Origin of the sequence: Mycobacterium intermedium (genome assembly GCF_002086275.1) — a bacterium.
GTDB lineage: Bacteria > Actinomycetota > Actinomycetes > Mycobacteriales > Mycobacteriaceae > Mycobacterium > Mycobacterium intermedium.
Window position 1 is genome coordinate 1 of record NZ_MVHT01000139.1, and the last position, 10,496, is coordinate 10,496.

Annotated in this window: 12 protein-coding genes, 1 tRNA gene and 1 pseudogene; 5 read left to right on the top strand and 9 right to left on the bottom strand. The window is 62.2% G+C overall.

Going from position 1 to position 10,496, the window contains the following annotated elements; all coding sequences use genetic code 11:
* Window positions 1–96 precede the first annotated feature (96 nt).
* The gene (locus BST27_RS28530) at window positions 97–405 is read left to right on the top strand and encodes a hypothetical protein (protein WP_069422484.1); all 309 of its coding nucleotides are present in this window, start codon (window positions 97–99) and stop codon (window positions 403–405) included.
* Between the two features lie 27 nt (window positions 406–432).
* Here the strand turns inward: BST27_RS28530 and BST27_RS28535 are convergent, their stop codons facing one another.
* The 6 genes from BST27_RS28535 to BST27_RS28560 form a co-directional block, all read right to left on the bottom strand.
* Entirely contained in the window at window positions 433–1,035 is a 603-nt protein-coding gene (locus tag BST27_RS28535) for a hypothetical protein (protein ID WP_139805427.1), read from the bottom strand.
* Between the two features lie 33 nt (window positions 1,036–1,068).
* On the bottom strand, window positions 1,069–1,686 hold the full coding sequence (locus tag BST27_RS32720; RefSeq protein WP_156789320.1) for a type II toxin-antitoxin system HicA family toxin: 618 nt from the start codon (window positions 1,684–1,686) through the stop codon (window positions 1,069–1,071).
* Window positions 1,687–1,946: 260 nt separating this feature from the next.
* The gene (locus BST27_RS28545; RefSeq protein WP_069422487.1) at window positions 1,947–2,243 is read right to left on the bottom strand and encodes a DUF7701 domain-containing protein; all 297 of its coding nucleotides are present in this window, start codon (window positions 2,241–2,243) and stop codon (window positions 1,947–1,949) included.
* A complete protein-coding gene (locus tag BST27_RS28550; protein ID WP_069422488.1) occupies window positions 2,240–2,719 on the bottom strand; it encodes a RipA family octameric membrane protein in 480 nt (159 codons plus the stop codon). The genes BST27_RS28545 and BST27_RS28550 overlap by 4 nt, the downstream gene beginning before the upstream one ends.
* A complete protein-coding gene (locus tag BST27_RS28555; protein WP_232007469.1) occupies window positions 2,716–3,216 on the bottom strand; it encodes a TIR domain-containing protein in 501 nt (166 codons plus the stop codon). The genes BST27_RS28550 and BST27_RS28555 overlap by 4 nt, the downstream gene beginning before the upstream one ends.
* Window positions 3,217–3,361: 145 nt before the next feature.
* Entirely contained in the window at window positions 3,362–4,534 is a 1,173-nt protein-coding gene (locus tag BST27_RS28560; protein WP_069422489.1) for a hypothetical protein, read from the bottom strand.
* Window positions 4,535–4,745: 211 nt separating this feature from the next.
* Between BST27_RS28560 and BST27_RS28565 the strand changes: the two genes are divergently transcribed.
* Together BST27_RS28565 and BST27_RS28570 are read left to right on the top strand one after the other, a co-directional pair.
* A complete protein-coding gene (locus tag BST27_RS28565; protein ID WP_069422490.1) occupies window positions 4,746–5,516 on the top strand; it encodes a hypothetical protein in 771 nt (256 codons plus the stop codon).
* Window positions 5,517–5,816: 300 nt separating this feature from the next.
* A complete protein-coding gene (locus BST27_RS28570; protein WP_069422491.1) occupies window positions 5,817–6,452 on the top strand; it encodes a hypothetical protein in 636 nt (211 codons plus the stop codon).
* A gap of 85 nt (window positions 6,453–6,537) precedes the next feature.
* On the opposite strand, the gene BST27_RS28575 is transcribed toward BST27_RS28570, so the two are convergent.
* Window positions 6,538–8,049 carry a rolling circle replication-associated protein gene (locus tag BST27_RS28575; protein WP_069422492.1) on the bottom strand — a complete coding sequence of 504 codons (1,512 nt, stop codon included), beginning with the start codon at window positions 8,047–8,049 and terminating at the stop codon, window positions 6,538–6,540.
* A 174-nt stretch (window positions 8,050–8,223) separates the two neighbouring features.
* Between BST27_RS28575 and BST27_RS28580 the strand changes: the two genes are divergently transcribed.
* Window positions 8,224–8,291, top strand: a tRNA-Phe gene (locus BST27_RS28580).
* 69 nt (window positions 8,292–8,360) lie between these two features.
* On the opposite strand, the pseudogene BST27_RS34195 reads toward BST27_RS28580, so the two are convergent.
* A pseudogene (locus BST27_RS34195) lies at window positions 8,361–8,432 on the bottom strand (site-specific integrase); the annotation flags it as partial.
* A gap of 178 nt (window positions 8,433–8,610) precedes the next feature.
* A complete protein-coding gene (locus tag BST27_RS28585; protein WP_069422493.1) occupies window positions 8,611–9,714 on the bottom strand; it encodes an FAD-dependent monooxygenase in 1,104 nt (367 codons plus the stop codon).
* A 71-nt stretch (window positions 9,715–9,785) separates the two neighbouring features.
* Between BST27_RS28585 and BST27_RS28590 the strand changes: the two genes are divergently transcribed.
* Window positions 9,786–10,397, top strand: coding sequence for a TetR/AcrR family transcriptional regulator (locus BST27_RS28590; RefSeq protein ID WP_197518224.1), 612 nt, complete (start codon window positions 9,786–9,788; stop codon window positions 10,395–10,397).
* Window positions 10,398–10,496: the final 99 nt, after the last annotated feature.

Below are 10,496 nucleotides of genomic sequence, written 5' to 3' on the forward strand. Positions count from 1 at the left end.
CCGGCAGACGACGCCGCCACCACGACCGAAACGGAGGTCGCCTGAAACACCCGATCCACAGGTATTGACGATTCCTCGTCCTGGAGTAACCGAACGGTGTATTTCAGCTTCCTGACCGGTACGCCGGGCACCCTGATCGTGGCCATAATCTGGTTAGCGCTGCTGGCGCCGAGTACAGCACGCAACGTGTTCACTATCGTCCTGATCGGAGCTGGGTACATCTTGTATTGCACGCTGGCTATCTTCGGGGTCCTGCGTGGAAAGCATGCGCCGTCAACCGCCTCAGGCGCCGAGGGCGAAACAACGACAACGGACGAAACCATCGAATTGCACTACTTCGCAGCCGCCATCCTGGCCGTTGCCCTGACGGTCCTCCTAGGGGTGCTCTACCTGTCACAACATTGACGACGAGAACCCTCTCGACATCGACGGTCAGTCAATACGGCGGCTAACCACGCGGGCGGCGGCATATAGGAGGCATGTCGTCACGGCGATGAGCGTAGCCATCACAGCGATTCCGACGAGAACTGTGCCCCAACCCATTTGCGTAGGTGATAGAAATGGGTAGGGAATCCCCCAGTGCAGAGTGACGGTGCCCACGCCCACCAGGACCAGATACAGCACAGGCCAGCCGTACGCAGCGACCAGCCAGCCACGAATCGAGTCTGGGCATGGGCCGATTACGAGCCTTGCGAGAACGAGAACCGGCGCGAGTCCGTGGAACGACAAGGTGGCAACACGTACCCAAGCGTCATCCCATGGCTGGAACCATGTGCCCGTCGGGGTGGCGGGGGCGATGATGGCGACAAAGATCAGTGCCGAGAAAGTCACGCCTACGGCTGCACCAACGCGGCAGTGCGGCAAACCGCGGTATGAGCAACGAAACACTTCCAACGCGGCCACGACGCCAGCGAACACTCCCGACCAGACTGTGAAGTAGACGAAGGGGAATCGCGGATCGGTGTGCTGAATGAATTGGCATGATGTCGCGATGACTTCGATGACTACTATCGCCATCGACAACGAGCGCCGCACGTGATCCACTGTGCGATGCCACCCCTCTGGCGTTCAGCGAGCCCGCTCAACGAGATCGCGCTTCGTCAGCCCAAGTGTCTGTGCTGTTGACGAAAGTACAACTTGTGAAACATCTTTCGCGTGGGGTAGCACGATCATTTCTGCACCATTCCGTCGGTACTTTGTATGGCTGCCCTTACCGCCGGCAACACGCTCCCACCCCTGCTTGAGTATGTACCTCTCCAGCTTGGAGGTCGCAAGCGGGAGCGCCCCCGGAAGCATTGGGAGGATTGGCTCTTCGCCTACGGGAACGATCGACCACAAGCTTTGCTTGACGTTGAACAGCGAGCGGGTCAGCTGGGTAGAGATTGAAAAGTCCGCTGTAAATCGGCGTTCCGGCTTCAGAACGGCTTCTTGGACCCGGGCGGTCAAGCGGTCTTCGTAGTACTGAAACGCGCCGGGCGGTGAGTTCAAGATGTCCGCAGCTACGCGGTAGCCGGGTGGTGAATGTTGGAAGAGGTCGTGCATCCACAGTTTGACCATCTCGCGCTCGTCCCTCTTGAACCACGCAGAGTATGGGCCGGTGGCGAGGCGAAGGAAGGCATCTGCCCCAGCCAGGGCCTCTTCGGTGTCTTCGTCCGTGCCTGCCAGGAACCGCGAACTGAACGCCATGTAGTCCGGGTAGACCGGACGGCGCTCGACGACGTGGAGGCGTACCGTCCACCCGTTCCGATTCACCTCTCACCAGATCGAGCATCGCGTCAACCATCCACAGCGGTGTAAACACCTCGCCGTGGTCGGCCATGCGCGTCTTCGACTTCACCAGGTTCACGGCGAAAGCCTAATGAAATGGAGAGCCGGGAAGGGGTGAGCCACGACGTAGGTCGATGTGTGTCAAGTCGGGAAGATTTGCGCCGGCAACTGTGCGGATGTCAGCCGCACTCGGCGCGAGCTCGGGCGGCGCTGCGTATTGCGGTGAGGAATGGTGCATCTTCTTCTTGCACCGACGGCGCCAGCTGGTCGTACGGGCGGATCGACTCGTGGTCTGGTTCGCTGCGGGACATCCACGCTGACCAGGCGTCGTGCACGTCGGCGGCCCGCGTGCCCTCGCCCTTGGCGCGCATGAGGATGGCGTAGAGGATGAACAGGTCGTCAGAGTCCTCGGGTACTCCGGTGCCCGAGGGTAGGCAGCTTCGGATCAGCTCAGCGTCGGCATCGAGGTAACTCATGTCACCAGTCTGCCGACCAAGAGCGCGATGTACAGCAAACCGAAGACGACCGGCACAATGCGCTCGACACCGCCGAGTTCACGCAAGGCCTTGCCAAGCCGTGCGCGGCGGCTGGCGGCCACGTCGTTAGGCATCATCTCCTTCCACTCGTCGGTGTACGGCTTGACGGGGAGGTGCTCGTCCTCGATCTTGTTGATCACGGCGAACTTGGCGGAGTTGAGCCTCCGGTAGGCGCGCAGAAGGAGCCACCAGCACACGGACACAGCAACACCAGCCACGCACACCGCGATGAACCGGAGAGTGGAATCCGGCTGCGTGGTAGACAACCCGACCACCGCGACCAAGGTGGTGTTGACGGTGAGAAAGAAGGCATTGGCCAAAGCGCGCCGGGCCGAGACACGATCCGCCATCTCGACGGCCAACTTGTAGATGTCGAGGACCCGAGGATCGGGCAGCGTTTCGGCTGGTTCACTCATCGCGCGCCGTTCACAAGCTTCTTGAGGTTCTCCCAGGTCCAGTCGTACATCTTGTCGGTTGCCCTCGCTGTCGTCGGGCGGGTTGAACCCTCCTGGTATCCGGCGAGGAGGAAGTAATCCACGCTCTCCGCCTGGGCGATGCCGAGCTCAACGCCAACACCAGTCGCAAGGTGGGTGTATTTGCCGCATAGGACGATCACCAACCCGCTCGCACGGATGCGGCGCCGGGCCTCTTCACGCCACGTCGGAGAGGCCGTCTTGATGGACCAGTCGTGCACCTCGAACGGCGAGTCGGGATTCTTCGACTGGCCGACCAGCAGGTCCTTCAACCGTGCGTCGTTGTCGTAGTCGAAGCTGATGAAGGCTCGTTGCACCACGCTGTGCTCCCCTTGGTTGAAATCCTCCCGGCATAGCGGCCGGCTCACAGCAAAACAATGCCAGAGGCCACCGACAAGTTGCGGGTGTCCCATCACTGCCTGCATCGCGGCTGCGCCCATGGCCGAGCAGGTCGACGGTTAGTTTCGGTCGTGGTGCTGCCGACGATGTCGACGAGATGTCTCAGCGAATAGGTCGTCGGTCGTCCCGCGACAGGGCGGGAGGCTAGCGGAAGGAGACAGACACGGTCATCGAGCCCCCGGACCGTCACACGCGCGACGACCAGTTCGGTGATATCGGGAGCAGCTTCCGGCTGGACGTGCTGATGATCCGTCGATCCTGCTGCCGTAGCGGCAGAACCACCCGCCTCGGGGGAGAACTGTCGGTGGCTGCCCCTGGCTCCCACATGTCCTCATCGGGCAGGCTCGGCCCGGACAAATCGATGTCGACGCCGAGGATCTTGCCAGCGTCGTCCTTCTTCGCCAGCTCGTGGGTCGTCGTGCGCACGGGGTGCCCCGCCTCGAAGACGGGGCCGTGTATGGCATCGCGCACCGCGCGGGTGGAGATGATGGACACCTCGCCGGCTTGCCCTGCGTATCGGCGCCGTGCGACCTTCCACAGCGACGACACCGCCTGTTGAATCAGGAAAGACACTTCGATGTCCTGGTCAGGGAGAGTCAGGGTCATCGAAACGAACCACTCCGTTCCACCCTTCGCGCCGGGGGATCGGGGCTTGTGCAGGTACGCGAACTGCGAACCTGCTAGCAGTCGAACCGGATCACCGCCGGGTGGTGTCAACGCCATCTGGGTGCTCTCATCGGTCTGCACGATCGTCAGGCCGTGCTTGCAGGAGTTGTACAGAAACGACTCGGAGAGCACCGTTTCGGCGGCGAATTCCAGCAGTAGCTGCAGCGCGGACACCGAGTCTTCGAACTCGTCTGCCCCGACCTCGATGGCCGCGACGGTCGGGTCCGCGCCACCAAGGAAGACGACGGCGACGGTGTCACGGTCGAAGCCGCTCTTAAGTCCGGCGAAGACCTTCTCCTTGAACTCGACGAAGCTGACCGACGCAGCCATGCCCAGCCACGGACAGTCCTGCTTCTCAGCGTGGGCGAAGAACAGCCGCAGCAACGTCTCGCAGGCGTGGTGGAGGACCAGGACGCACTCGGTGCGTACGTAACGGTCGCGTGCCTCCTTCGACGGCACCGGCGTCATGCTGCGGCGGGTCACGCCGATGACCCGCTCGGAAGCGTACGCAGGGGCCAGCGCCTCGTCCGGTGCAAGCATCAACGTCACGGCTTCGATCTTGGTGAGCAGGTACTCGCTCGGGTCGTCCTCGTAGAAGGTTGCGTTGAGTTCGGAGAACAGCTCGTACGCTAGACGGGGGCCAGCCGGGCCCTTGGACTTCGCCTTGCGGGCTCGATTGCGCTTGTTCGCCATCGACGAAGCGTAGGGCTGGGGACCGACGCTCTCCGACTCATGTGAAGCCACCGTCGTCCTATCCCCTCGCCAGGACGAGGATCGTGACGTCATCGGCCGCCGCATCCCCGCGGCATGTCCGCAAGTACTCGGCTGTGCTCGCGAGTTTTGGTGGTCATATGCAGGACGGATAGCGCGCGAGCGCACAGGTAGAAACGGGTACGCTTCCGCTATGTACCAGGACTGGCTGTCCAGCTTCCAGTTCCAATGGACGCCCATCCTCACCTACACCAGGCGGCACCTTGCGCTGCTGGACTGGTTCGAGCAGAACATCGAGCCAGTCGCATTTATCGACCACCCCGACAAGCAGTTGCTGGGGGTTGCGCTTCTTGCTCCTGACCTGCGCATAACGGTTAAGCGAGGAGGGATGACCCTTGAATCTGGCCTTTCTGGTGTCCCCATCGAGAAGCTGATGCCTGCAGTCGAGGGGGTGTTCAAAGTGATGGCACCGTCATCCGTATTGGCGACGCAGTACCTGTCTACGGGAGTGGTGCCGCTAGAGGGCGACGACTACTACGAGCGGTGCGCCCAATTTGGCACGCTCGCATCGGGTGATGTCTTCGGCAGTTCGGACTTATGGCGAGTCACGGATGGCTCTGCCGTTGTGGATCTCACATCCGAGACCATGAAAGTCCAGGTAGAGTGGGGAATCGTCCAGGATCAGGAGTTGTTGGACAGGCTCCGTCATCCCGACATGAGCAGACTTGGAAACAGGATGCCTGTGGATGAACGAGCAAGAATCGCTCATCAGACGAAACCCGGGCGCGATGTCCCGCCTGTCTCGGTGTACGTCGACCAGGTCGGATTCTGGCGAACTGGTGGCAGTGTGGATGATGTATCTGACGTTATGAAACGGGTGACCGAAGCTCAACAAACTGCTAGTAATGTCGCAGCAGAATTGGCGGGCAAGTTCCGCAGTACAGCACGGGAGGAGGCGAGATAGTTGGTGAGTACGAAATTCCTGGATCGCCGTGCGTTCGGAAACGATTGTGACGACGAGGCGTCAAACGGCGATTGGACTGACCTCGGCTGGACCGTTGTCGCCGCACCTCAGCCCTTGGTCGCTGGCGTCGGGATCGCGGACGTGACCGCGCAGTTCTGGGGCGCCCCCGCACAACATCCTGCGCCCACTCCCGTTATTGGTCGTGGCCAGACGGACACGGCGGGTGTCTGTGACTACCCGACCGTGATTCGCACGCGCACGCGCACGCGCCCCCCTCGGTAATCCTCGACAGCGGACACGGTGGGGGAATCGCCGCCTGCGGTTGTCGTCTTCGATGTCAACATCTACGTAGACCTCGCCGGGCTCATCACGCAGCCCTATGAATGGGACAAGCTCGAAGCGGTAGCGGTTGGGCATTGGAACGATGCGCTTCCCCATCCGACCGACGCACGATTCGACAGTCTTCGCGCGGTACTCATGTCCAAGACAGGGCAGGTTGGAGCGAGCGGGTCCAGCGAGCGTCTAGAGGTGTGGACCAGCGAGCACATTGATGACCTCGTGGTCAAGAAGGTCCATGAGAACGCCACCGATGCGGCGGGCAGAGGCTGGACCCAGGCGAACGCCGAGGATCTCTTGGAGAAGTTGGTCTACGACCTTGTGTTCGACTTCACGCATGGCGGTACGGCGGGCAGAGTCATTGATCCGCTCAACCATCCGCCGTTGGACCACGAAGACGGTTGCGTGATGCGCACTGCTGCGTCCTCTGGCGATGTCCTCGAATCGCCGAGGTACTGCGTAACCCGTGACCGCGAATTTCGTGAAGCCTGCCGCGCGGACCAACTCGAGCCGAGTGTCCAGGTGCTGTACCCACATGAGTGGGTCACAGCGCTGCGAAATGCACGCAGACCACCCATCCCACGTCCACGGAGCGAATAGGTCAAGTAGCTCGTCGCGCACGCGATGTCCGACTTGCAGGGAGGTGTGCACAACGGCACATGCCCGGCAGCGGCGTAGGACGGAATTACGCGATCGCACGGGCAAGCTGGGCTGCAAAGCTCGGTCCGTCGTTGACCAGTGCGTATCCGCCGGCCAATCCGCCCTGGTTACAAAGCATTCGTCGTCGCCGCACGCGCCGGTGCTCCACTACGCCGGTATCGCGGTTGACGCGAGGGACAAGGCGCGTGGCCATGCGCGGCACCACAGCAGTGGGGAAGCGGTCAGCCGAATCCCCGTACACCGCTTGGCTGCGTGACCAGCGCCGCACGATTCGACGAGCTGTGAAGTAGGCGTCCTGGGCGACCTCGACGACAGCAATGGCTTTCTTGAGTCCGTACACTCCCCAGAACCTGCCGGGGCCGTGGCCGGGCCGTTGCCACGGTTCGGGCACGATGTGCTGGTATTCCTTGTCGCCGTTTAGGTTTGGTGATGAATGCTTGGTGAAGTAGATGGCCAACCGTTTCGGGTCGCAGGCCTTCAGGCCCTTGCGCACGTCGATGGCGGTGCCTGCCAGCCGATGCCGGGCCTTGTGTGCCGGGTCGGGGTGATCGACAACTTGCGCCCACGCTTCGGACAACCACTGCGCGAAGCTGCGGCCAGAACGACCGGGGGATATCGGCGGCGCCATCCACAGGTGAATGTGTGGAGCGCCGCGCCCCTGAAATTCCAACTTCCAGATGTAGCGTGCCGGTTCGCCGTACTCACGTTGAAAGCGTTTGCGCCACAGCACCATATGCCGTTTCACGCTGGCACCGTTAGGGGCGACAGCTTCCCAGTCGCCTGGGTAGGTAAGTGTGACCATGGCAGGGACGCGGCCAGACTCGACCAGTGGGCTGTAGTCGAGTTCGGCGAATGTGCGGCACATCGCCGACCGTGATTTGCGGGACCACTCGGTAATGACACCGCCGGAACTGCGCTGGTCGTCTTCCGTAGGACTCCGTCGTGTCGAAGACACGACGGCCCGATCACCGTCCTCGGCTGAGAGAGCGAGGTCATTTCTGACGTGCATCTTCGCGTCGTCAACGTCACGTTGGTGATGACCGACTGCCCGTTCGGCGGCCTTCTCGACCCGGACGGGATTGGCCCACCCGAGCCGTACGACACCAGGACCGATGGTGATGCTGAACCGCCCAGATTCGGGTTCGGTACCTCGGCGCCCAGGACCGCGAGCCCACGGTGCCGCCGGCTTGAATAGCGCCGCAGCCGCGGTGACCTTCGCGGGGCTCGGGAACCGGAGCCCCAGTGCATCGATCGCTCGCAGCTCACCTGTTGCGATCCTGTCAGCGAGTTGGTCGCGGACATTTTCGGCACATATAACAAGCCCGCTGGCCGTGGCCGGATTGAGGCCGGATGCCTCGGTCGACGTCCGGCCGACCACTGTCGCTCTCGCGCCCTGCGGCCTGGCGGCCTCGGACGCTCGCGACCTCCCGTCAACCGAGGAACCGGCAGAATCGTGCCCGAATGGCGGTTCATCAGGCGCAAAAGTCGAGCCCGCCGACGATGTCGAGTCGGCGGCTGATGATGCGATGCTGGGCATCGGGGTACCTGCTCCCCGGAGCCGCTGAATCCGCACACAACGCAATCGACGGCACGACAGCTCCTGGTCAGGAGTGCAAGCACCGTGTCCGGTTTATGTCCGTTCGTCGGACAGACTGAATACGTCAGCGCAGCTCAAGGCGGCGCATATGACGCATAGACTCAGATAAACCGCAGGTCAGTGGCTATCCCGTCCGCCTGAAAAGCGGAAGGTCGGCGGTTCGATCCCGCCCCTGGCCACCAGGTCTGACCAGCATCGACACGGATTTGCATTCGGTTGTCGGTTTTCTTGTCCGGTCTCGGCGCCTCTATTCGGACGTAGCGAACGTCCGCGCCGGACTTCCGAGCCACGCAGGCGTAGGTGTGGCGTAGATCATGGATTGTCTCCGTGCCGAAGCGATTCTGTGGACCACGAATCGGTGGATGCGCTTAGCCGTGTAGTTACGTGACACCCGAGTCCAGGCGAGGCCGATCTCATCGGCCCATGCCGAGGGAGTCTTTCAGGCATCGCGGTGCATTACGCGGATCGATGACTGTGCCCCGCCTGCCATCTCGGTGAATTTCAGCTAGCTCGAGCCAGTTCACGGTTGCGCGCGTCGATGGCTTCCTGAGTTGCGGGAATCATCCAGTCCCCGCCCGCACGGGCTGTGCCTTGGGCGTATGTGACATGCGGACGTTGGTCGCGCTCATACTCGGCGAACGCCGCGTCCAAATCATCGGCATGTTCGTTCAATGCCTTTGCCAGCAGCCATGTTCCAGTGAGAGCCAGACTGGTGCCGCGGCCGGACATCGGGGAGGCACAGTGGGCTGCGTCGCCGACGAGCACGACCCGCCCCCGGTGCCACGAAGGCATGTCGATCTGGCTGACGGAGTCGAAGTACAGTTCCGGGTCACGGCATGCCGCGTCGAGTAGTTCGGGCACCCGCCACTTGTCGTGACCGGCGAATTCTGCGATGAGGATGCGCTTTTGCGCATCGAGGTCGTGGTAGTCGTAGTCAATCCAGGATGAGCGGAAGTTCAGCACGGCCAACGCCACGTCGCGATACGTGAAGATGCCAGACAGATGCCCCGGGAAGTTGTAGATCGGGTTAGGGACGCCGGTCATGTGATAGTTCGGCAAGTGCGCTACGGCTGTGTAGTAGCCGAGATGGCGCAGGTACTGGTGCTCGGGTCCGAAGACCAGTCGGCGAGTGGCCGAGTGCAGACCGTCGGCGCCCACCACCAGGTCGTAGCGGGCTCGCGCACCCGAGGTAAACAGCACATCGACGCCGTGACCGTCATCGTGGAGTTCGGCGATGGCCTCGTCGAACGTCAGCGTTACGGATGGTCCGAGAGCATTGCGCAGCACCTGCGCCAGGTCTTCCCGTGGGATTTCGGTGTCGTCAGGTGTGTCGTTGATCTCGGCGAACGGCAGTTCGGCCACCCGGTCGCCGTTCTCGTCGACGAAGCAGCCGCGCTCGGTCATGTCCACTCGTCGGGCCCGGATCTCATCGAGGATGCCCATCTGTCGGGCAACATCCAGCGACTCGCCCCGGATGTCGATCGGTGATCCGTTGACCCGAAGATGTTGTGCGCGTTCGACGATGGTGACGTCATGCCCGGTATTGCCGAGATTGATGCCCGCAGACAGCCCGGCCACGCCCGCGCCGCAAACCAAAACGCGCATCGAAAGCCTCCTTGGAGTTAAGATACATTTTGTATCTAATCGAACACTAGCGATCGTCGTTAGGGAACGCAATGTCTCTTAATGCACATGCCGCTCCGCAGCGTCGCCGCGGTCCCGCGCTGGAGGCGGCGCTTCTGGCGGCGGCCTGGGACGAACTGAATGAGCGCGGTTACGACGACTTCACCATCGATGGCGTCGCTGCCCGCGCCTGCACCAGTCGGGCGGTGCTGTACCGGCGCTGGCCGGGGAAGCCGGAACTTGTGCAGGCCGCGCTGATCGCAGCCAGCAAGAAGGCCCCCATCACGGTGCCGGACACCGGCAGCCTGCGCGGCGATGTGATGAACCTGCTGCGTCAGGCAAACAGCCGACGCTTCCACCTCGCCGTCACCGCCATGACCCGCCTCGATCATTTCTACCGAGACACCGGCACCACCATCGCCGAACTGCGCGACGCGATTGAAACTGAGCAAGGCGTCCTCATGGAAACGCTTATCGCGCGCGCTGTCGACCGCGGGGAAATCCGACCCGGCCAAATCACTGGCCGGGTTGCCCGGCTACCCGTCGACCTGCTACGCCACGATGTCCTATTCACGCTAAAACCGTTGACCGATCAGGTAATTGAGGAGATTGTGGACGAGGTCTTCCTGCCGCTCGTCCGACTCGGCGTCGATAACAACCCGTAGATCGGTGCTTTGGTGGCCGCACTAGCCTCGATTTTGCATCGAATTGATGATTGAGCCGTTCTGGCGCTGAATGGTGTTGTTGGGTAGGCATTTTCGGTG